Source organism: Paenibacillus psychroresistens (assembly GCF_009728935.1).
GTDB classification, from domain to species: Bacteria; Bacillota; Bacilli; order Paenibacillales; family NBRC-103111; genus Paenibacillus_AC; species Paenibacillus_AC psychroresistens.
In genome coordinates, this window is record NZ_CP034235.1 from 5,714,854 (window position 1) to 5,736,923 (window position 22,070).

The 22,070-nt window shown below is 40.1% G+C and carries 17 protein-coding genes; 5 read left to right on the forward strand and 12 right to left on the reverse strand.

Annotated elements, in window-relative coordinates:
- Window positions 1-23: 23 nt before the first annotated feature.
- Together EHS13_RS26100 and EHS13_RS26105 are read right to left on the reverse strand one after the other, a co-directional pair.
- Complete coding sequence (locus EHS13_RS26100) at window positions 24-6,197, reverse strand: S-layer homology domain-containing protein (protein ID WP_155703193.1); 6,174 nt, start codon at window positions 6,195-6,197, stop codon at window positions 24-26.
- Window positions 6,198-6,416: 219 nt separating this feature from the next.
- Window positions 6,417-8,777 (reverse strand): carbohydrate binding domain-containing protein, encoded by a 2,361-nt coding sequence (locus tag EHS13_RS26105; RefSeq protein WP_155703194.1) that lies wholly within the window; start codon window positions 8,775-8,777, stop codon window positions 6,417-6,419.
- Between the two features lie 223 nt (window positions 8,778-9,000).
- On the opposite strand from EHS13_RS26105, the gene EHS13_RS26110 reads away from it, so the two are divergent.
- On the forward strand, window positions 9,001-9,921 hold the full coding sequence (locus EHS13_RS26110; RefSeq protein WP_155703195.1) for an NAD(P)/FAD-dependent oxidoreductase: 921 nt from the start codon (window positions 9,001-9,003) through the stop codon (window positions 9,919-9,921).
- An 87-nt stretch (window positions 9,922-10,008) separates the two neighbouring features.
- Here EHS13_RS26110 and EHS13_RS26115 read toward each other — a convergent pair whose 3' ends face one another.
- The 3 genes from EHS13_RS26115 to EHS13_RS26125 form a co-directional block, all read right to left on the reverse strand.
- Window positions 10,009-10,326 (reverse strand): hypothetical protein, encoded by a 318-nt coding sequence (locus EHS13_RS26115; protein WP_155703196.1) that lies wholly within the window; start codon window positions 10,324-10,326, stop codon window positions 10,009-10,011.
- A 99-nt stretch (window positions 10,327-10,425) separates the two neighbouring features.
- Window positions 10,426-10,614: a hypothetical protein gene (locus EHS13_RS26120; RefSeq protein ID WP_155703197.1), complete on the reverse strand. Its 189-nt coding sequence runs from the start codon at window positions 10,612-10,614 to the stop codon at window positions 10,426-10,428.
- A gap of 107 nt (window positions 10,615-10,721) precedes the next feature.
- Entirely contained in the window at window positions 10,722-11,447 is a 726-nt protein-coding gene (locus EHS13_RS26125; protein ID WP_155703198.1) for a class I SAM-dependent methyltransferase, read from the reverse strand.
- A gap of 19 nt (window positions 11,448-11,466) precedes the next feature.
- On the opposite strand from EHS13_RS26125, the gene EHS13_RS26130 reads away from it, so the two are divergent.
- Window positions 11,467-12,636: a DUF3231 family protein gene (locus EHS13_RS26130; protein WP_155703199.1), complete on the forward strand. Its 1,170-nt coding sequence runs from the start codon at window positions 11,467-11,469 to the stop codon at window positions 12,634-12,636.
- A gap of 80 nt (window positions 12,637-12,716) precedes the next feature.
- Here EHS13_RS26130 and EHS13_RS26135 read toward each other — a convergent pair whose 3' ends face one another.
- From EHS13_RS26135 to EHS13_RS26145, 3 genes are all read right to left on the reverse strand, one after another.
- Window positions 12,717-13,709 (reverse strand): aldo/keto reductase, encoded by a 993-nt coding sequence (locus EHS13_RS26135; protein ID WP_155703200.1) that lies wholly within the window; start codon window positions 13,707-13,709, stop codon window positions 12,717-12,719.
- A 97-nt stretch (window positions 13,710-13,806) separates the two neighbouring features.
- On the reverse strand, window positions 13,807-14,673 hold the full coding sequence (locus EHS13_RS26140; protein ID WP_155703201.1) for an AraC family transcriptional regulator: 867 nt from the start codon (window positions 14,671-14,673) through the stop codon (window positions 13,807-13,809).
- Window positions 14,660-15,235: a sulfite oxidase-like oxidoreductase gene (locus EHS13_RS26145; protein ID WP_155703202.1), complete on the reverse strand. Its 576-nt coding sequence runs from the start codon at window positions 15,233-15,235 to the stop codon at window positions 14,660-14,662. Before EHS13_RS26145 ends, EHS13_RS26140 begins: the two co-directional genes overlap by 14 nt.
- 164 nt (window positions 15,236-15,399) lie before the next feature.
- On the opposite strand from EHS13_RS26145, the gene EHS13_RS26150 reads away from it, so the two are divergent.
- Together EHS13_RS26150 and EHS13_RS26155 are read left to right on the forward strand one after the other, a co-directional pair.
- Complete coding sequence (locus EHS13_RS26150; RefSeq protein ID WP_155703203.1) at window positions 15,400-15,618, forward strand: spore coat protein; 219 nt, start codon at window positions 15,400-15,402, stop codon at window positions 15,616-15,618.
- A 13-nt stretch (window positions 15,619-15,631) separates the two neighbouring features.
- Window positions 15,632-15,928, forward strand: coding sequence for a spore coat protein (locus tag EHS13_RS26155; RefSeq protein WP_155703204.1), 297 nt, complete (start codon window positions 15,632-15,634; stop codon window positions 15,926-15,928).
- A gap of 154 nt (window positions 15,929-16,082) precedes the next feature.
- Here the strand turns inward: EHS13_RS26155 and EHS13_RS26160 are convergent, their stop codons facing one another.
- Window positions 16,083-17,015, reverse strand: a complete 933-nt coding sequence (locus EHS13_RS26160; RefSeq protein WP_155703205.1) for a Gfo/Idh/MocA family protein — start codon at window positions 17,013-17,015, stop codon at window positions 16,083-16,085.
- Window positions 17,016-17,117: 102 nt separating this feature from the next.
- Between EHS13_RS26160 and EHS13_RS26165 the strand changes: the two genes are divergently transcribed.
- A complete protein-coding gene (locus EHS13_RS26165) occupies window positions 17,118-17,684 on the forward strand; it encodes a hypothetical protein (RefSeq protein ID WP_155703206.1) in 567 nt (188 codons plus the stop codon).
- Here EHS13_RS26165 and EHS13_RS26170 read toward each other — a convergent pair.
- From EHS13_RS26170 to EHS13_RS26180, 3 genes are all read right to left on the reverse strand, one after another.
- Window positions 17,681-19,195 (reverse strand): leucyl aminopeptidase, encoded by a 1,515-nt coding sequence (locus EHS13_RS26170; protein WP_155703207.1) that lies wholly within the window; start codon window positions 19,193-19,195, stop codon window positions 17,681-17,683. The genes EHS13_RS26165 and EHS13_RS26170 overlap by 4 nt on opposite strands.
- 16 nt (window positions 19,196-19,211) lie before the next feature.
- On the reverse strand, window positions 19,212-20,228 hold the full coding sequence (locus EHS13_RS26175; protein WP_155703208.1) for an aldo/keto reductase: 1,017 nt from the start codon (window positions 20,226-20,228) through the stop codon (window positions 19,212-19,214).
- A 217-nt stretch (window positions 20,229-20,445) separates the two neighbouring features.
- Window positions 20,446-22,056, reverse strand: coding sequence for an anti-sigma factor domain-containing protein (locus EHS13_RS26180; RefSeq protein ID WP_155703209.1), 1,611 nt, complete (start codon window positions 22,054-22,056; stop codon window positions 20,446-20,448).
- Window positions 22,057-22,070: the final 14 nt, after the last annotated feature.

Here is a 22,070-nt window from a genome sequence, read left to right on the forward strand (position 1 = left end):
TTTTATATAAAAATGGAGTTGAGCTATTGGTTTAATAGTCTTGAAATCACAACGGCAGCTTGAGCACGTGTAGATAAACCAAGTGGACTAAATTGGTGATCCGTACCGACAACAATTCCCAAACTTGCTGCTAAGGCAACCTCATCTCTTAAAGACATTGGAATCGACAGGGCATCTTGAAACTTAGCAAGCGCCTTTTCAGAGTCTACATTCTTAAAGCCTTTCACAGCTTTGAGCGCTCTTGCCGCAATAGCAGCCATTTCTGCTCGACTAATCTTCTCGTTTGGTGCAAACAAATCCGATGAACGCCCATTTAGTAATCCAGCTTTTGCTGCTGCGGCTACGGATGATTTAAACCAATCATTGTCATTGACGTCTGAGAATGTGGAAACGGCAGTGCTATCTTCCAAGTTGAATGCCCTCACCAGCATTGCAGCAAATTCAGCCCGGGTGACGGAATCATTGGGAGCATATATCCCAGCTGTACGTCCTTGCAGAATACCTTTGGCAGCAGCGATCTCAATATCTCTGCCTGCCCAAGCCTGCACGCCTGAAATATCGTTAAATACGACCTTGTTTTCTACAATGACATAGGTTGAGAATGATTTACGAGTACCTTCAAAATAATGATTTTCCTCGTTGTATTGACCTCCATAAAATTCTAGGCTACCATCAACTATTTTGGCAAGTGTCAGAATATCCGTATTAAGACTTGTTATATCTGCAATCGGCAATTTAATCAAGACGGGCTTGGTAAACACAATCTGATTTTTGCCGCTATCTAAGAATTCAAATTCATAAACGTCTGAAGCAAGCTTTAATTCTGTAGCATTCATTGCAATAGACGAAGGCTGCTTGGCTATATTTAATGTTGTATCACCTTGTAATTGATCCACATCAACCGATAAAGAAACACCATTTACTTTTATCGAGACGACATCAATCCCAGCTTCTTTTGCTTTTTGAATTAAACTGAAATTAATTGGAATCTTAAATTCTTTCGATGCTTGCTCACCCAAATCGAATGTGACGGTTACTTTTGCTGCTTCAGCACTTTCATCCATAGCTTTTAATTTATCATTGAGTATTCTGGCATTTTCCTGAATTGTTTTAAACAAATCCGTAAACTGACTTAGCTCAATATTAAGAGTAGCTACTTCCCCAGTCACCTTAACTGAATTTGATACGTTTAGCTCAGATTGTTTTTCAATTGCACTTTGAATAGCTTTAGTCGCTCTCCTGCTCGTTGTTTGCGAATCCTCATTTGTTGGTTTTTTCGCAAATAAATCTATTAGCTCAGCCTCAACCTTTTTTAGTATTTCAGCTGCCTTGTTGGGTTCTAGTGTAGGTATTGGCGAAGGTTTCAATGTAGAAATTGGAGCTGGTATTGGTGTAGGTTCTACGGGATGTGCTCCCGAATCTTCACTATTGCTATTCGAAATTATGCTGTTTCCTTCAAAAACAATATTACTGGTTGTTTCCTTATCATAATATAAACCATAGCTTTTCATTTGATCGGATTGAATCCATTTGTTATTAATAATGGTTAAGTCCGAGCTTTGTTCGGTATATATTCCACCGCGAATTTTATCCACCGCTTCTGGCCTCGCGTCATTTATGAATGAATTACCCTTTACGATAATATCTTTGCCTGAGGATATAAACATCGATACACCTGGGAAATTCTTAAACGTATTGTTCTCGATCAAGATATTATTAAAAATCGGATAAGCGCTTCGCCCGCTAGGCAAGTAAACACTCATATAAAGAGCAGGCTTTTTCTCTCTGAAGCTGGTATTCACATTAGTAGAATCAAATATATTATTTCTAATAATTACGTTATTCACTCCAAACCCTTCTGCCCAGGTTGCCGAATCATAACCGGTTTCAATCTGCATGCCGGGCTGCTCATTCCTGTAAAAATGATTATTCTCGATCAGACCATTTGGTGTCTGAACTAGAATTGATCTTGCCCGGTTATCATGAATATAGTTATTTCGAATGATATAATTCCCACTATCGTAAGCTCTGTTAAATAAAATTATGCCATTGCTGGATTCCTGCAAATCTGTAGAAAGTGCATCCGCTATCGTGATGGTGCCTTGATTCTCGGCTCCATTCCAAACCGCTGTTACAATCTCCGAAGTAAATCCAGTGGGAGACAGATCGGAGTTCCTGAATTCAAGCAAATCCCCCGCCTTGTAAGGCGTTCTCCACTTTTCATTATTAACGATAAATTTGTGATCATTGATTACAGTTATACCCATACTTATATTGTCATGAGTATTAATCCCATCGTCTCCGCCAAATCCGAAATCACAGCCTTGAATGATAAAATAACCTTTTGTATTATAGGCAAGATAGTGGTCAGCAGTCGATGACATCATTCGATTAGTGCCGGGCCTGCGAGTCACTTTGCAATTAAGCAGTTGCCAGTGATGCTGTCCGTTTTCCACCAGGAAGCCCTGTCCAGGAATGGAGTAAAGCACAACGTTGTCTAACATTAGATGAGCATTGTTATTCATCACAATACCGTGCATATCATAAGTGTAATGCCGCAGAACGTATTCATTCCCCACCTTTGCAAAATCCAATATAGCCTCTGGATTATTCACTCTTAAGCGGACCGTATCTTCAGCAATCCATTCTCTTTCGGATGCAAATAAGGAAATCGGAAGCTCTTTAGCTCCATCAACGCCTATCGTTAATCTCTGAGGATCAAGGGGAAGAAAATCCCGGAAATTGGACGTTCTTACAGCTGTATTGTAATTTGGAAACTTAAAATCGACATATTCTCCCGATGGCTCAACTGCAACAACCTGAGCTCGGCTAGAAGTGGGATCCTCATCTTCATTCCAATCTACGAATACGTTTTTAAAAACGACTCTCAATGAATCATGCACATAGATTAATCGGGTTGTAGGATTAGTAAATTTACCAAATATCAACTCGGAGCCTTGTCCGTCGAACTCAAAATCTGTCAAGTCACCAAAATCTAAGGTATTCGTACGAATATGATAAATGCCTTTAGGCACAATCATTTTGGAAGCATTATGCTCCTTACTGTAAGTTATTGCATCGGTAAATGCTTGATAATTGTCATTGTTAGCTTCACTAACTCCAAACTCCGAGGCATTGACGACGATTCCATTAGTTACATGGGGTGAATCTATGATGATTTCTCCTGGACCTTCAGGTAATGTTAGATTTTTTTGTACCGAAGAGGCTCCAATCGCAGCGGCAGTGTAGCCCGCCTGATTGGTTTCCATGATGTGGATATTGTCGACGGCAACTATCCCCTTATTGTGGATACCGAATAATAAGGAATAGTCGGTTTTATCCCCGATCGAAACCTTTTGATCAATATGCTTGACTACTCCTGGTTCTGCCGTCATCAAGGTAAACTTGATAGCATCCTGCAAGCTTTTGGAACGAAATAGATAATAAATTTCTGTATTTGCAGGCTTGTCCAATATTTTATAATCGAAGGAGATATTATAGTTCGTATTGGGCTTTAATACACCTTTAGCCGAATGAAAGTATTCATTCCATTCAATTAAACTCTCTGTTGTATCTCCCAGCATTGAGCTTTCCCCATCGATAACGTAATCTGCAGCCTCTGTAAAAGAGAATCCATTTTTTGCAATAAAGTTCTCTGGAATCCCTGATTCAAAATCCATATCAAAAGGAAATCTGTAAATATTAGATAAATACTTCAATTCTGAACTGTTTTGGATGTCGGATGGCGTATCGTTTAGCACAAAAGCTTTTACATAATAGCCATCTACATTTGCAGGCAAATCAAATCCGCCGTTAAACATTTTCACCTCATCTGCTTGAAGCGTAACGTCCATATAAACATGTTTTTCTACCGAATGATTAGCAGCAAAAAGCGCAAGGACCAAAATGGCGTTTTTGGGACTGCTGGTATTGTTTTTCAGCTCCATACTGGCATGGATGGAGGAAGATGGCTTTAATTCAGAGACAGAATTTCCCGACGAATCTGTAAAATCTATGCTTTGAAACGTGAAGGCATCTAACACATCAATCTTTATCTTTGCTGTCGTTTCAAATCCGTCTTCATTAGTAACTCTTACTTGAAAGCTATCCTCTCCCAAATAATCGGTTTCAGGCGTATAGGACCAATGGCCTGAACTTGCAGCTACATTCACAGTTCCATGCTCAGGTGCTTTACTTACATAGAAGCTTAAAAGCTGCTCATTGGGGTCTGTGGCATTTATGGTTCCTTCCACGGGTACGTTGATAAACGTGTTCTTATTAGCATCTTTTGCTACAGGCGGCTCAACTAAATAACCTGTTTCTATTCGTCCTATTTGGATACCTGGTTCAGACCCATGCGATTTAGTGAGCTGCACTTTGAGAAACTTCGTATTCGCGGGAATCGGTCCTGAGCTGTATAATTCTTGCTTCCATTCCAAATCAACATCATCAAGACTGCTGACTGAAGTTAATTCAATATTGTCTAAAAACACACTACCGAGAATAGTACTTTCAACAGCAATAGTAATTTTAGTCGTGTCAGCCGGAAGCTGATCTGTATTCGACTCGAGCTTGATCCATTGTTCGCTTTGAGTTTGTTGTGAAAGGGGGGGTGTCGTAATAAATGCTTGATGCTTCACATTGTCTGCATCAAAGTAATCCATTATTATTCTGAGATTTTGCCCCGCTTGTACACTTGCTCCAGCAGCGAGCTTGATCCATCCTGTTAGCTTAACATGATCATTTGGAGCCGGGTTGTTGGCACCGGTCGTTAATATATCATGCCACATTGATATTTGGCCTTGAACGCTGTTATTTAGCTGAACCGATTTCGATCCATCTTGAGCCTCACTAGATGAGCTAGCCACTTGCTGGCCATTACCAATCTGAAACCAGGTATCCCAGCCCGCTATACCGTTTTCAAAACTATATTTACAGGAAATGCATGATGTCCCTCCTGATTTGGTAGTTATGATATCCTCATATGTTAACCCATCCATAGATGTATAAAACTTCAACGTATCTGAAGCTTGGTTTTTCTTCTCATACGAATCTAGCTTGAAGTAAGTCATGTTCTTTGGAGTATGATAAATGGCATTAAATGATCCTAGGTCTGTATTTACAAGTCTTGAAGAATCATTGCCAAACACATTGGCATCGTTTCTCATAAAGTTGGTAGTCAATTTAACATCATCCAGATAAGCAGAATTTGTGCCTTCTCCTTTAAGCATATATATAGTTGCTGTTGCATTTGAAAGACCTGTTGTAAATGTAATTGTACCCTGTGTATACGAAGATGAAGTTAAGGATGCTGATGATATATCCGGCACTTCACCATTGTAATTTTTAACATTAATCGTGACACCTTCGTTATTGGCGGTTTTGACATATCCGCTTAACGTATATGTTGTATTTGGTAGGACGGCTATTGTTTGTTCAACTGCAACAGGGCCACTGGCTAATTGCAACGCATGAGTTCCGGTTCTGGCGTTATTGTTTACCACACTTGCTGCATTCCAATTGCTCCATGGATGGAGATCACCTGATTCAAAATCAGGGTTTATAACTAAGTTCTCACCTTGATCTATTGCAGGGGGTGGAGATGTTAAGGTTGTAATTGTAAAATCGTCTCCAAAAGCTAAACCAGACCCTGATGCTTTATATACATAAATCGTCGCTGAAGTATTGGAGGAACCTGTAGTAAATGTAATCGCGCCCTCCGTATAATCTGCTGAGGTAAAAGGGATCGATTGATCCATGACACCATTATGATTCTTCACCCCCATTGTTACTGTTTCATCATTTTCCGTCTTTATAAATCCGCTTACCACATAGGTTGTATTGGGCTGTACGGTAATTGATTGCTCTGCTGCTCCTTGTCCGCTTGCCAATTGAAGCGCATACGTTCCAGTTCTAGCATTATTGTTAACCACGCTCGCTGTATTCCAATTGCTCCATGGTGTTAATTCGCCTGATTCAAAACCGGCATTTGCTATAGCTACCGTTGTTGAAACAGGTGCCGGTAGAGGGGGAGATGTAGTATATTGATACATTTTAGAAAAATCGTTCATATCATCCACAATTGAATGTGCTTCTGCAGCAATTGTAGTTTTGAGATTTAAGAATGAGACAGCAGGAAAAACCATTACTAAAATTAGCAAATAAATATTTAATCGTTTAAAGCTTTTAATAGACATCTTGTAACCTCCATTTTTTATATCTCAGCTTTACTTAACAAGTATATTTAATAGCAAGACCATCTAAAATTCATTTATTATTCAAAATTTATACTTTTTACTTTTTTGTAATTATTCGCTTAATTAATTTGAGAATCCGAGCATATAAACAGCCCGGAAAGTAGATCTCGCATCTACTTTCCGGGCCGTATCCTTTTGTATAAAAATTAATTGATCTTTTCAATTCACAGAGAAATCATCTCCATATGCCAATCCCGTGCCTGACGGTTTGTAAACGTAAATGGTTGCTGACGTATTCGATCCCCCTGTGGTAAAAGTCAGCGTGCTTAATGTATAGGCAATTGCGGTGATAGGTGTAGATAAATCCATCACGCCATTATAGTTTTTCACACCTAATCTCACTTCTTGGCCAGTAGGCGTTTTTAAATATCCGGTTAGTGTATAGGTTGTATTGGCTTGCAAGCCTGTGATTATTTGTTCTGCTGAACCAGGTCCCCCATTTAATTGCACAGCCTTCGTACCCGTTCTCGCATTACTGGCTACTACGCTTGCTGTTTGCCAATTAGCCCATGGCGTTAATGCACCCGATTCAAAGCCAGGATTTACTACCTTATTTGGACCTGGAGTAGGAACAGGTGTCGGTGTTGGTGTCGCAGTCGGTGCAGGCGTACCTGGAACAATTGCGAAATCATCGCCATATGTCAATCCTGAACCTGATGGTTTATAAAAGTAAATAGTGGCTGCTGTATTCGTTGCACCTGTTGTAAATGCCAAATTGCCAAGTGTATAGGCAGATGAGGTAATAGCTGTAAAAATGTCCATCGTAGCATTATAGTTTTTCACACCAATTCTTACCGCTTCGCCGTTTGGTGTCTTCGCATATCCGCTTAAAGTGTAAGTTTTATTAGCTTGCAAACCGGTAACGATCTGCTCAGCCGAACCAGGCCCACCTGTCAGTTGTATTGCATAAGTTCCAGTTCTTGCATTATTATTAACCACACTTGCTGTTTGCCAATTGGTCCATGGCGTTAATACTCCTGTTTCCAAGCCCCCATTCATGACTCCAGGTGTCGGTGTTGGTGGTGGAGGTGTCGGACTTGGTGTTGGCACAGGTGTCGGCGTTGCCGTTGTTCCCGTATTTAGATATTGTACATTAAGTACATTTGCCCCTACAGTGATATTCCCGCTGCTGGCATTCGTAACTAAGATACCGTTTATTCTGACATTATCAAATTTAATTCCGTCCACATTATTGGTGGCACTATATCCGGCAATTTCCGAAGGATTTGCCCCTGTGCCGTTATAAGTGATGTTTCTAAATGTGATATTCTCTATTTTCTTCCCTGGAGCTAGATTATAGTCCGTGTTATAAACCGTTTTGATATAGAATAATTTACCTTTTGTAAAATGCTCTACCCTTATATTTTCAAATAAAGAGTTCCTTACAGTTGCACTATCGCCAGCCATAATTGACATGACTCCTTGATACTGTGTAGATTGCTCATCATGCTCCAATACGTCAATATTCTTAAATGTTAAATCTTCGATGATATCTGTTCCATTGGGTTGTGCATGCGTACCAATATTGATTGGATGGGCTACATCTGCCCATAAAGTCGAGTTTTGCACGGTAAAATAGCGGCTGCCTCCTGCAAATTCCCACCGTGTTGCATAGACTGCAATGCTGTCGTCAGATGTGCGAAGAAATGAATTATCGATGGTTACGTTTACGCAAGCCATACAATCAATGCCATCCCCCCATTGGCTTCGGTTGATTACTTTAAGATTATTGACTGTTAATCCATACGCTTTACCGCCAAAAACTCCATAACTGGTCGCATCAAGAATAGTGATCCCTTCTATGCTAATATTCGATGTTCTCATGAGATCAATACCTCGCCATTGCTTATCAGCTTGATTAAATGTGGAGAAATCCAGAATCCCCCGACCTGAAACACTAGAGTTGCTGACATCTGTAAAAACAAGCTTTCCGCGGACAACTGCGCCGCCTGCAAGATATACCTTTTGGTTGCTTGCAACATTAAGAATGCCACCTGGCAGATTTGTGATTCCTGGCCCAAACCAAATGACTCCGGCTGCCCCTTGAATAGGTACATTCGTTTCAAGAGGATTCGCAAAAATATGCAGGTTGTGTAATCGATCTCCGTTCACTTCAAAGGATAGATTTCGCGGTTGGTTAAGAGTAAATGTTGTTGTGTTGCCGCTTGCCGTTGGAGCTATGCCATAACTGACTGGACGAACCTGCCGTGAATTAACGGTTCCACCGTTATAAGTTACGGAGACTTCTACAGTACCACTCATTGAGAAATTAACCATGGATGCATTCGAATTTGTAGTCATGTCAACTTTTGTATTGTACTCAAATAAATCAACCCATGCTCCTCCCGGTGTACGAGCTTTCACAGTAAAATCAGGGTTTGCGACAACTCCAGCAGGTGCTGTATAAGTGACCAATGTATCTGCTGCGCTAGCCGACTGTGTATGAATCTGTAAAGATGAAAAAATCATTAACACACATAATGTAACCGTTACCAAAAAATTCAGACCACGCTTTTTCATAATAATTTCCTCCCAAAATAATTTCGAGTATCCAATCCTGATTACATGTTAAATTATACCTTGGCAAAACTAAGCTCACAATCTGACACCAATACGAAATTGATGGTATTTTAATCCAGTTAAACAGCATTGCTATCTAGTAATTGGTTCATTTCTAATATAAAAGGTTAAGAAGGTAAGGTGAACAAACTCTACAAAATAAATGGAATGGAGCTGATCCCACTTGGATTATGAATGTATCATTATCGGCGGAGGGATTGCGGGCTTACAGGCAGCTATTCAGCTAGGGAGATATGAGCATCATGTTCTAATTATTGATAAAGGTTATGGACGGTCCACAGTTTGTCAATGCTATCATAATTTATTGGGCTGGCCAGATGGAATATCAGGTATGGAGCTGCGAAGATTAGGCAGGGAGCATGCAGCTAAATATGGTGTTAATTTTGTAGAAGCTGAAGTTGACATAGTTGAAAAAACAGCAAATGGTTTTGTCGTTAAAGTCATGCAGGATATATCCCAGGAACATACTTGCCGAACGCTATTGCTGGCTACTGGGGTGATGGAGCAATTCCCTCCCTTTTCTGGCTTGGTACCATGCTTGGGATTAACCGTATATACATGCCCCGATTGCGATAGTTTTGAAATAATTAATCGAAAAACAATCGTTATGGGCTCAGGTGAGGTGGGAGCAGCAATGGCGATAACGTTATTGAGTCGTACGGACGCAATTACATATATTAACCATGACAAGCGACCACTACAACCGAAAACTATGGATAAACTGCTGGCCAAAGGCATTATTTATATTGCAGAGCCCATTGAAACTCTACTAACAGCAGGAGAAGGTCAATTTATAGGCGTTACGTTAATCACTGGACAAGAAATTCATGGAGAGCGGGCTTTTATAGCTTTTGGCGGAAATCAAGTGAACACCGCCCTTGCGAAACAGCTAGGCATAGAACGCTTGGAAAATAAACATATTGTCACGGATCCCCGCAGTAAAATGACTTCTGTAAGGAATGTTTGGGCTGCGGGAGATAATGCGGTTCATTCCGAACTAGTAAGCGTTGCTATGGGTGAAGGCTCACAGTCGGCCATCTGGATACACAAAGCCTTGCAGGAAATGGAAAATTTAAGCCTATAATAAATAAAAAGCACGATGCACTTCTTTAATAGAAGCTGCATCGTGCTTTTTCTGTAAGGTCTGTCTTCATATCAATAACTAACAGTTTTAGTGCTCCGTTTTTAGCTTCCCTGTATGTTTCCATGTTGTGGGTTGATCTGATTTGGGACAATTCGGAAACGTGTCTCCTTCATTAAAATCCCTATGCTCTCCATCAATGTCTTCGTAATGTCCTTGCTCAGTCACTTTCTCTCCCGATTTATGAACATGCTCGGCATGTCTCCAAGTAGTGCTCTCGTTTGTTATAGGGCAATTCGGGAACTTCTCACCCTTTTGAAAATCTTTAGTCTCTCCAGAAGCACAAATATATTTACCAGCTTCCTCAACAGCTTCATTTGTTTTATGTAAATCGGTTGTTTTATTCATCGTAATCATCCTTTCAGTTTATGATTCTATTATTACCTTAATAGCTGTTACAAAAGGCTCTGTTCAAAGGAACAAAGCCTTCTAATCTAAATTGTAAAATTAAGGTGCTACAGTTGCTTCAGGTGTCATAGATGGAGCTATCGATGGCGCCATGGACGATGACATGCTTGGTGACAAGGATGCTGCTGGATCTGAAGACATTACTGGATCATCATCTTTGTCATTACAAGCAGCCAACATGGAAAATAACGCAATAATAAAGACTAGAATTAGTAGATGTTTTTTCATTCGACTTCCTCCTTTTGCTTTCTATTTAATTATGTTAACCTTTCTTTTTTACCCTCTTATATGTTTTTTGAAACAAATTTAATGTTCTATTGAACTAGCTTATAGAACTACAAAAAGGAACCGGATGGTTTACGAGCAACATATATAAGGTGATCTGCCTTCAGCATTACGGGTATTTCATTCCTATTGACTTCCAGGTTAAGCAGTCCTTCGCCCACATGAAGCTCCTCCCATCCCCGATAAGCATCGCGAAGAATCGAAAGCATATCATCCTTAGCAATAAGGATTTCAAACAGTGGTTGGCGTTCATCTCCAGAGGGTAGGGTGAATTCCTTAATATTAGTATTCATGCATATGAGATTAATGCCAGAGGCTTTAGTACCTTTGACCAAAGCTCTCAACACTTTATTTAGATTCGACTTGGACTTTACATGTTCAAGGCTGGAGGCCGCTACGATGTAATCAAAAGTCGCAGCTTCAATAGTATAATCACTTATATCCGCACATTGAACTGTAATAGCAGAATCCACCTTATATTCTTCCGCATATACCGCAAGTTTTTCCAAAGCCTTTTCAAGCAAATCCACACATACTACGTGACCTCCACTGTCCTTTACTTTTCTAGCTATTGGAATGCTGTTCCTGCCTACTCCACAGCCTAAATCCAGTATTTGCAAAGGCTTCAGGCTATTTAGAATCGATAAGAAATCAAGCACAATAGGTGAGGGTTTTTCCAACCAAGTACCTTTCTCAAATAAACTGTTTTCCTCAAAGTATTGCTCATGATACTTCTTTTCTTCCGTACGGATATAGTTTAATTGATTTGAATTCATATCCATTTCCTCCTCTAATATGATTGCGATTGCTGCGATAGGAAATATAGTCTTCTTTTTAGTTACCCAGATTATTTTGGATAGAATCAGGCCTATTATCGATCTTAGTAATAACATACCCATATTTGTGCATAATAAATTAAATTACTTTAAAGGAGGATTAAACAATCCAATGCCTAACGAAAATGAACACAACATTAGACTTACATCGGTAGAAATAACTAACCTTTGGCTGTCCTATTCGAATGACAGCATGGCGATATGCGTTCTTAAATATTTTTTGGCAAAGGTTCAAGATACTGAGGTTCGTCCTATAATTGAATATGCCCTTAAATTATCTACTAACCACGTTGAAAGGGTTACAAAAATCTTTAACAAAGAAAACTTTCCTATCCCCGAAGGTTTCAAAGAGGAAGATGTGAATGTAACGGCTCCTCCTTTATATTCGGATACTTTTTACCTTATTTATCTCCAAAATATGTCCAGAGCCGGTTTAATTGCGTACAGTTTGGCTGTACCCTTAATGGCTCGTTCAGATGTGCTTGATTTTTACTCCGCATGTCTGACTTCGTCAATGGAACTTAACATCAACGCAAGTAAAGTTATGTTGTCCAAGGGAATTTATTCTAGGGCTCCATATACTTCAATCCCAGATAAAGTCGAATTTATTAAGAAACAAAATTATTTAGAAGGTTTTTTTAAGTTTGGGGACACTCGACCGCTAGACGTGATTGAAATAACCGCGATATTTGTGTGCACTATGACCAATGTTTTAGGTAAGATTTTGCTAACTGGTTTTAGCCAGGTTGCAAAGTTAAAAGAAGTTAGAGAATTTATGTATAGAGGGACAAGAATTGCCCAAAAGCACATCGAGGTTTTTGGTTCGCTTCTGCAAAAGGACAATCTTTCCTCACCTGCGACATGGGATTCAGAGGTAACGAATTCTACAGTTTCTCCATTTTCCGATAAATTAATGATGTATCATACCCGAGTATTGAGTTTAGCCAGTATAGCCAATTATGGAACAAGTATCGCAGCAAGCAGTAGGCATGATATTACGGTCATGTATGCCCGTCTAACCATGGAATTTGGGCTTTTTGGAGACGATGGATCGAACATCATGATTGAAAACGAATGGATGGAGCAACCGCCACTCGCAGACAATCGCAAGGAACTAGCAAGGGTTTAGGCTCCCCCTCTGTGATTCAATCCAAAAAAACTAAAATAACCGCTCCTTTTTGGGGAGCGGTTATTCCAATTAAAACTTATTTATCCATTAAGAATGGTATCAATTCGCGATAATTCCTCTTCAGTAAACGAAAGCTTCTTAAGCGAATTAACGGCATCTTCAATTTGGCTTACCTTGCTTGCGCCAATCAATGCCGAAGTCACTTTCCCACCACGAAGCACCCAGGCTAACGCCATTTGGGAAAGCTTTTGCCCGCGATCCGCAGCCATTTGATTCAATTGCTTGACCTTGTTCAGTTTCTCTTCTGTAATTTGATCCGGATTGAGAAAATGGCTTGGTCCTCCAGCACGGGAATCTGCTGTTATGCCATTCAAATAACGATCTGTCAGAATACCGCCTTGAAGTGGGCTGAATACAATCGAGCCGATTCCTTCTTCCTCCAGCACATCCTGAAGCCCATCCTCAATCCAACGAGACATCATGGAATAATTCGGCTGATGAATCAAGCAAGGAGTACCTAAGCGCTTAAGGATTTTTGAAGCATCGCGTGTTTCTGCTGGCTTATAATTGGATAAACCGACATAAAGCGCCTTACCTTGACGGACGATTAGATCAAGCGCAGCCATCGTCTCTTCCAAAGGCGTGTTCGGATCTGGACGATGGTGATAATAAATATCTACATAATCCATTTGTAGTCGCTTCAAGCTCTGATCTAAGCTTGCGATCAGGTTTTTCTTAGAACCCCACTCACCATAAGGTCCGGGCCACATGTAATAACCCGCCTTAGTCGAGATAATCATTTCATCGCGATAGGCGAGCAAATCCTTTTTCATAATTTGGCCAAAGGTCTCTTCCGCAGATCCAGCAGGCGGTCCATAATTGTTAGCCAAATCAAAATGGGTAATCCCTAAATCAAAAGCTCTATGCAGCATCGCCCTATCATTCTCAAGAACGTTAATGCCTCCAAAGTTATGCCAGAGTCCCAAGGAAATAGCCGGCAATTTCAACCCACTCTTCCCAGAACGGTTGTATAGCATAGTATCATATCTTTCTGTTGCTGCTTGATAGCCCATTTGATAACCTCCCATAATTAAACACTATGTTAATAGTATCAGATCCACCTAAAACCGCCTATATCAGAATGGATGTCATTTATGGATTAATGTCTGTTTAGTCACCAGGGGAATTAAGCAAAAAGTGCTTAGGCGCAGAGCCTTTTACTTTCTTAAACATTTTGGAGAAGAGCAAAGCATCTTGATAACCCACTGACCTTGCTACCTCGCCAATTGAATAAATCCCTTTTATGAGCAGCTCTTCTGCCCGTTCCATGCGATATTGGAGCAAATACTGCTGAGGCGGCAGGCCAAGCGCCTTTTTGAACAGCGCTGACAAATATTTACGATCCAGCTGTAAGGATGCTGCAACCTGCTCCACGGATATTTTCTCACTGTAATGCGTTTTGAAAAACTCGATACACTTATGTACATATACATCGTGTTTCTGAGGATGAATAGTTTCAAGAGATGCAGCAGGAGCAACATCTGTGAGTTCAGCTAAGAACTGCATTAAAATGGCTGATAAACGCAGATTTGCGCTAGGAATAAATGCCACTGCTTCAGATAATTGCTCGTAAATACGGGGCATAATTCGCATATCCATCGGGAAAACAGGATGCTCTGGCGTCACACTAGTCCGACTAAGGGCATGTGCGATTTGACTGCCTTGAAAAGCAATCCACGAATAGGACCATGGCTCCTCCGCATCTGCTTCATAATAAGTAATGACCTGAGGATAGATCATAAAAGCTTGGCCAGCCCGCAAAGAAAATGTTTCCTTCCCGATCCGGACTATCCCTTTGCCTTTATGAATAAAATGCACTTTATAGAATTCACGAATCCCCGGTCCAACAGCATGCCCTGGATTACAATCCTCTTTGCCCCAATAAGAAACATAGAGATCGTTTGCCTCACGGTAAGGTCGCTCTGGGTTATATTGAACTAATTGTCTTAACGTTACTGGCGTATCAATCCCAATCATATCTTTGCTCTTTCCAAGGATCACCGTACATATGATAGCCATTTTTCTCCCAGAAACCAGGCTTGTCTTTCTCTAAAAACTCAATTCCTCGAAGCCATTTAGCGCTTTTCCAAAAATACAAGTGTGGTACAACCATGCGTACTGGATATCCATGATCAGGTGATAGTAATTCTCCATTATGCTTAATTGCTAAAAAGGAGGTTTCTTTCAAGAAATCTTCAATCGGTAAATTCGTTGACCAACCGTGTTCGGCGTGTAGCATGACGAATTTCGCTGTTTCTTTTATATGAAAGAACTTTAATAGATCACTTATTGCGATTCCTTCCCAAACATTATCCAATTTAGACCACGTTGTTACACAATGGATGTCATTTCCGAACTGTGTTCTTGGTAATTGCATAAATTCTTTATATGTAAAAGTATATTCTTCATCAACAAGACCAAAAATTTTCAAATCCCAATTGCCCATATTAATATAATAAGGTACCTCTCCATGATGAAGAACTGGGAAGCTTTCTGTCACTTTTTGGCCAGCGGGTACTCTATTTTTAATAGAACTCATAATTTATACCACCTTATTTTTTTATTATAGCCATACTTATATTACCACAGTATCACCTTATAGATCACTTTGATTAGAAACGCAACAGCTGCTTAAAAGGTGCTTAGAATATTTCTGATTTACTATGTGAAAAATAGAAGAAGCAATCGACAGGAGGTGTTGGGGTGGAACAACAAGACCAAGATCAAGGATATGCCGTACACGAAACATTAGAATTGCATGAAATTATCTCGTTTAAAACGCTTTGTCTATCTAAATCGAAAATTATGCATGCATTGGTTTCAGATTCTGAACTAAGTGAGATATTTAAAGAAGATATTAAACAATCAACAAAGGCCATCAAAGATATCCAAAATTTATTTTCCGAAGAAGAACAACAATAAAGGAGCGTTCAGGATGAATATAATTATCGAAAATGCTACAGGGAAAAAGAATATTCTTACCGATCAAATTATGGCAGTTGATTTACTAAATTCAGCAAAAACAGCGGTTAAAATGTGTGCTGCTGCTTTAACGGAATCAACAACAGAAGAAATAAGATCATTACTGAAAGATCAGTTGAAGGTTGCCATATGTGCACACGAAAATATAAGCAAATTCATGATCGAAAAATGTTGGTATAAACCATTTGACATCAACGAACAATTACAACTCGATATGGATAATGCTAAAGATGCATTAGCTATCGAATGATCTTGATTATTCATGCCCACACATCCTCAAAATAATTTTATCCATTTATTATTTCTATTATGCAGCTCAAGCCAAGCTTCGAAATATACAAAAAGAAGTAATCCAACTAGCTGCCTAGCTGTGGATTACTTCTAAATAAAGTTGAAAATATTCCTTATCCATTAACACGCAGCAACAATTGTTCTACCAAATCATGAGAAGAAAGCACTTGATCTGCCCGAATTTGGCACCCGGAAGGATCTTCTATCGCTTGCAAAAAGTGCTCAACAACACCTACAAAACCACGCCGATAAAGAATATCATCCCAGCTGCCAAAACTAATCACGCGCTCACCTTGGATTTTATCATAAAGCACCGCATGTTCCATATTCGTCACTTCAATAGTACGACCGTTACCATGAAGCTCAAGCTTTTCCAGATCTCCCCCCGCATTACGATCCATACTGAAAAACCCACTTGCTTCACCCAAGCTCAAAACTCCAGAAGCATGAAGCAATCTATCTTGCTCATCTGATTTCTGTTTATAGGTCTCCACATCGAATATCCCATTATTGAGATATACCTGCAAATCCAACATATGAATTAAATCATCGTATAACGTATGTTTGGAGCTATGCTTTTGCAGCTTTGTTCGATGTTTCTGCACCACACAGCTGTTAAAGCCCCCAGCCTCCTCCAGCCAAGCCTTCGCCTCCACATAGCGTGGAGCAAACCGCCGATTAAAGCCCACTGCTAGCAGGCGGCCATATCGCTCTGCGGTCTCAACCATATCTACAGACTCGCTAATTTCATAGGAGAGTGGTTTATCCACATAAACATCGATTCCTTGCTGCAAGCATTGTTTGACAATTTCTGCGTGGGTTTCCGTGGGGGTATGTACGAAAACTGCTTGCGGTTCTTGGTTGAATAAGTCATTAAGCTCTGTAAAGGCATTTTCAATTCTATAAAGGCTGGAAAACCTTTGAACGGTAGTCTCAGAACGGCTCATTAAGCCGACAATTTCAACTTGCTCATGCTTGGATAATATCGGCAAATACACTTTCTGGGCAATATCGCCTAGTCCAATAATCCCAATCCGCTTTCTCATAGTTCTCTATCCCTTCATAATCCCCATATTTCGACACCTTCTAACAAAGCAGCAACTATGATAGAATAAAACGATCACTATAATTGGAGGAACTGTTTTATCATGAAAAAAACAAGCTTTAAATTTTTCGCCATCGGTTTATTGGGCATTGTGATATGTTTAGTCCTTGCTTATGTTCTGCAATCGGCTTATCTATTGTTTGCAGCCTGTGTGCTGCCGTTACTTATTCTGCCTTACATGCCTGATATTCGTACCAATCAAGAAATTAACCCGTTGTCCAAAAATAAATCCATACAAGTATACGGAATTACTTCAGGTGAGAATCAAGCCAGTTATGTAGTCATCGAATTCAAGCCTGGCAGAATAATTTGGAGTAAACACGCGCTTTATTTTTCTGCAGATCATGTAGCTATGGCTCCAACTTCTAGTCTTAAATCTAATGCAATTGCGTTGCCCATCTACAAAAGCGATTTAATAATCAAAAAAGGCAAGCATCGGTGGGTTGGCATTAAACTCAAAGGGATGACAGAACGCTCCAGCAAATTTTCTTTTAAGCTAAAACAAGTCAATCGCTTGGTTGTCTCCATTCAGGATATTAAAGAATTGTTCAAAGAAGCATCCCCAGCTCATAAAAGAAGCATTAAAAAAAGTAAGCAATTGCAAGCCTAACCCACTATCATCGAGACAAGGGTGCGAACCATTGCACCTGTCCCGCCCTTGGGATCAAGACCGCGTTCATGCCAGAGCCACGCAGTACCGCCTGTATCCAAATGAATCCACGGTGTTTCCTCAGCAAAAATTCCAACAAATAATCCGCCTGTAATAGCTCCTGCCCAACGATTTGTAGTCGAATTCTTCACATCCGCGATTTCGCTTTTCAGCATCTCTTTATATTCTGGATAGACAGGAAGCTGCCATATTTTCTCTCCACTTTGCTCCGCAGCTTTTAACATTTGCTTTAAGAAGCTTTCATCATTGGTTATAGCCGCAGTAGCTACATCCCCTAAAGCGACTAATACCGCTCCAGTTAAAGTCGCTATATCGACGATTCTTGCAGCACCTAGCTGTTTAGCATAAGTTACACCGTCGGCCAGAACAATTCTGCCTTCTGCATCTGTATTCAGAACTTCAACCGTTCTACCACTCAGGGTCGGAATAACATCTCCTGGCTTAAAAGCACTGCCTGATGGCATATTCTCTGCTGCTGGGATGACTACAACTATATTCATTTTAGGTTTTAATGTACCAATGGCTTGCATGACTCCTAATAAAACAGCTGCTCCACCCATGTCACTAATCATTTCTTCCATACCCTCAGGATCTTTTAGAGAAATTCCTCCCGTATCAAAAGTAATCCCTTTACCCACTAATCCCAGCACATTCGTCCACTGCTCCGTGCCTTGGTACTTCAAGACAATCATCCTAGGTGGATGAATACTTCCTTTACCTACATGGTGTAAGCCGCTCATTCCAAGCTTTTCAATCTCTAATTCATCATGAACGATACATTCAAAACCGAATATTGCTGCGAGCTTCTGAGCCTCAACGGCCATATTCTCGGGCACAAGCAAATTACTTGGGAGGTTAGTTAAATCTCTTGCATAATTAGTAGCTTTCGCATAAATCTTTGCTTTTGTGATCGCAGCTTCTAGCTTAAGCTCTTCCGTTCCAACTCGTTCACTATCATCATAATAAGCAACCTCGAGCAGCGAAGCACTTAACTCAGGATCACGTTGATAAGATTTAATCCGATAGCTGCCGAGCAGAAAACCTTCCGTTAATGCGCCAGCAATTTGTGTTTTAGTCGAAATATTCAGATCATCCCCTGCATTAACTCCAATAAGTCTTACTGCAAGTCGTGATAGATGTGATTTCAAGGCTGCTTTGGCAGCAGCAGCCGCTGCTTCTCGCCAAGCCTGTAACGGAGTAGGGGAACTATCTCCAAGGCCAATCAATAATAAATAAGGTGTTGGAAACAGGCCATGTGTGGGAATTACCTCCACTTGGTGCAAAGCTCCGGTAAACAGCTTGCGTTCCTTTAGGCGCCGAATGGTCTCACCAAGCTTAGGCTCTAGCCAAACTAAATGCTCCAATTCCTGTTGCCGTAAGAATAAAACCCAGCCGTCATATCCGCTGAGGTCAGTTTGTTTAACTGAAAATATAGTTTCATTATGCTTCATGAGAATTTCGCACCACCTAAGAGAAATAAGAAACGGATTCTTGGACAACCTGCTGCATGGGTAAATGATAAGGACATTTTTGCTCACATAATGGGGTTACTTTGCAAGGCTCATAATCCGCACAGGAGAATAGCTTTTCCTTTTGCTTCTGATAAAATCCATCGCCTTTAGGCAAAAGCCCCAATTTTTCTCGAATTTTACTTGAAATCATAATTTCGGGAATATTAATTCCTATCGGACACTCACAATAATTACAACGACGGCAGTTATGCTCACCAAGCTCGATTGCCAGATTTTCCAGCTCTAAGCGTTCCGCACCACCAACCTCTTGCTCCATAGCAGCTATATTCTCTTTTACCTCAGCTACACTGACCATACCTGAGATAATGACATGCACGTCTTGGCTGTAAGGATAACGAATGGCTTTTTCTACAGGTTGAATAAACCCGCCAGATAATGGCTTCATCGACACCCTGCCCATATTGAGCTCAGCCATAGTCGGAATAAGCTCATCTAAGGCAAAGGGCTGCGCCAAATTCAAATGAAATAAAACCTGATCAAATTTATATTTCCGTACCCACTTGGCTAATAATTCAGGTCTGTGTCCAGTAATACCAATATGTCGAACCTTACCCGCTTGTTGGGCTTCTAGAGCAGCAATATAAGCTCCGTCTTCGCCGACAATTTGTTTAAATTCATGAACATAATTCACATAATGCAGCTGGAGAAGATCGATATGGTCCGTCTTCATTCTTACTAAGCTTCGCTCAATTTCTTCCTTAGCGCCAGCATAGCTGCGTTGCCCTGTTTTGGTCGCTAAGAAAAATTCATCTCTACGATGTGAGATAGAATCACCAATAATTTCCTCACTATTGCGATATGCGGCTGCAGTATCTATATAATTAATACCTTGATCCAAAGCATAATTCAAAGCATCTTTAGCTTGCTCAAAAGGTACACCAGGCAAATTCATTGCACCAAATCCCAACGATGAAACCTCAAAATCTATCTTACCAAATGTTTTATAACGCATGTATTCTCCTTTCCAAACCATAAGTCTAGTTATTAGTATAGCTTATTTAGATGAGCAGTTGAATACTATGTCCCTTTGTCCATAACTCAGAATAAAAATCCAAACAAAAATACTGCCAACGACTACGAAACTTAAAGTCGTTGACAGTATTAGAGTAAACCATTCAAATCCAGAATAAAGCTAGCGCTGTACCCGCCAACCGTTTGTAACACTATACCTAACCTTCTCTTAACTTGTTATTATCCTGATCATCCTGCTTTTTTCCGTTGCGGTTTTTTGAAGTTTTTTCTTTTTCTTTTTCTTTTTCTTTCTCTTTTTCTTGGAGTTTCTCCTTTAATTTTTCTTCAAGCTCCGCTTTATGCTTCTCTTCAGAACCTGCCTTTAGTTCAAAATACGGTGTTGTTTTTGGGGTTGGTTTACTTGTTCTTCTCTCTCGCTCTGACCTACTTGGTTTCTTAGTTGGTTTAGTAGTTGGCTTCTCTGTTGGTTTATCAGTTGGTGATGGCGTTTCTCTTATCGTTTTATTATCGCTTTTGTTGTTGTCACTCTTGTTGTCAGTTTTGTTGTTTCCTTGCTTATTGCTCCACTTATCACTAAATTTGCCCCAAGGGCTGCCTTTATTTATTGAATTATTCCCATCATTACTAAAACCATTTGGCTTCTCTGTTGCTCTGAAATATGCTGGACTTACTGCTGGAGAAGAACCTTGTTTGTCACCATTGTTTTTACCATCGTTTTTACTATTGTTTCTTCCACTGTTATTATTGTTTTTATCATTGTTTTTATCATTGTTTTTATCATTGTTTTTCCCATCGTTTTTGCCATTGTTTTTACTATCGTTTTCCTCATTGTTTTTACTGTTATCTTTCCCACTGTTTTTCCTATCATCATTTTTATTATTCTGTTTTTCTGCCTGCTTCTTGGCATCTTCTGCCTTCTTGTTTTCCTCTTTTTGAGTCTCTCTCCAATTCTTCAGCTTACGGTCAAGAGCACCACTTTCGTCATCTTTTAGCAGCTGCTTGGTTTTTTCTTTAGATAGATTATCAGGTGGCACTATCTTACCCAATCCACCGGATTTTTTGACAATCGCATGTACAGACTCTTTTTTCAAATCATCAATGGATGTTGCCTGCCCTTTATCCTTAGCATTTAAGTATATCGTGTATTTACCAGCAGATAAGCCTTTGCTTTCTGCGGCTTTTCGAACTTCCTTATCGGCTGCAAATGCCGTCACCTGATAATTTGCCGCTTGCTCAGGGTGAGATTTTTCAATATGCTGAACAACGACCTTTTTAAGCTTAGTAATGACTGCAACATCATTGACTTGACTCTTATCGTTTCCATTCTCCTGCATAGTGCTTGAAATAATTATATCGCCTTCACCTTTGCTCAGGTATTTCTTCTCTGCCTCCTGAAGCAAATCCTCCGTGAGTGTATCTATATCTTTGCCAGCATAAGCAATATTCTTGATTAGTTCCGCCCCATCGGCGTTTACACCACGAATTTCCAAGACAATATTATTCTCGTCTATGCCCATTTCGACACTTGGATTGATATCAATAGATACATAAGCCACGATTTGTTTATTAGCTACCACAACTGACCCTGGACTCAAGTTAAAAAGAAGAAGTAGCACTGCTGCAGCCACAGCAATAAATGAGCTAGCAATGATCCAAGGCTTACGTCGATAAGGCTTTACTTCTGTAAAATAAATCTCTTCGCCAATTTGACAGCTACGTTGAGCTAATGGAATTTTTGTAAATCTGCCTTCAGCTGTCATTAAAATAATTTCGGAATTCTCAATTTCCATAACGATGCCTCTGTTCATGTTTGCCACTTCTC

What these genes read in the sequence shown, in the direction of transcription:
- EHS13_RS26135 (WP_155703200.1), bottom strand. Translation starts at nt 13,709, where the DNA reads ATGGGCTATCAAGCAGCAACAGAAAGATATGATACTATGCTATACAAC.
- EHS13_RS26175 (WP_155703208.1), bottom strand. Translation starts at nt 20,228, where the DNA reads ATGCGTTATAAAACATTTGGTAAGATAGATTTTGAGGTTTCATCGTTG.
- EHS13_RS26105 (WP_155703194.1), bottom strand. Translation starts at nt 8,777, where the DNA reads ATGAAAAAGCGTGGTCTGAATTTTTTGGTAACGGTTACATTATGTGTG.
- EHS13_RS26170 (WP_155703207.1), bottom strand. Translation starts at nt 19,195, where the DNA reads ATGAAGCATAATGAAACTATATTTTCAGTTAAACAAACTGACCTCAGC.
- EHS13_RS26100 (WP_155703193.1), bottom strand. Translation starts at nt 6,197, where the DNA reads ATGTCTATTAAAAGCTTTAAACGATTAAATATTTATTTGCTAATTTTA.
- EHS13_RS26130 (WP_155703199.1), top strand. Translation starts at nt 11,467, where the DNA reads ATGATTGCGATTGCTGCGATAGGAAATATAGTCTTCTTTTTAGTTACC.
- EHS13_RS26115 (WP_155703196.1), bottom strand. Translation starts at nt 10,326, where the DNA reads ATGAATAAAACAACCGATTTACATAAAACAAATGAAGCTGTTGAGGAA.
- EHS13_RS26120 (WP_155703197.1), bottom strand. Translation starts at nt 10,614, where the DNA reads ATGAAAAAACATCTACTAATTCTAGTCTTTATTATTGCGTTATTTTCC.
- EHS13_RS26125 (WP_155703198.1), bottom strand. Translation starts at nt 11,447, where the DNA reads ATGAATTCAAATCAATTAAACTATATCCGTACGGAAGAAAAGAAGTAT.
- EHS13_RS26165 (WP_155703206.1), top strand. Translation starts at nt 17,118, where the DNA reads ATGAAAAAAACAAGCTTTAAATTTTTCGCCATCGGTTTATTGGGCATT.
- EHS13_RS26180 (WP_155703209.1), bottom strand. Translation starts at nt 22,056, where the DNA reads ATGAACAGAGGCATCGTTATGGAAATTGAGAATTCCGAAATTATTTTA.
- EHS13_RS26160 (WP_155703205.1), bottom strand. Translation starts at nt 17,015, where the DNA reads ATGAGAAAGCGGATTGGGATTATTGGACTAGGCGATATTGCCCAGAAA.
- EHS13_RS26155 (WP_155703204.1), top strand. Translation starts at nt 15,632, where the DNA reads ATGAATATAATTATCGAAAATGCTACAGGGAAAAAGAATATTCTTACC.
- EHS13_RS26140 (WP_155703201.1), bottom strand. Translation starts at nt 14,673, where the DNA reads ATGATTGGGATTGATACGCCAGTAACGTTAAGACAATTAGTTCAATAT.
- EHS13_RS26145 (WP_155703202.1), bottom strand. Translation starts at nt 15,235, where the DNA reads ATGAGTTCTATTAAAAATAGAGTACCCGCTGGCCAAAAAGTGACAGAA.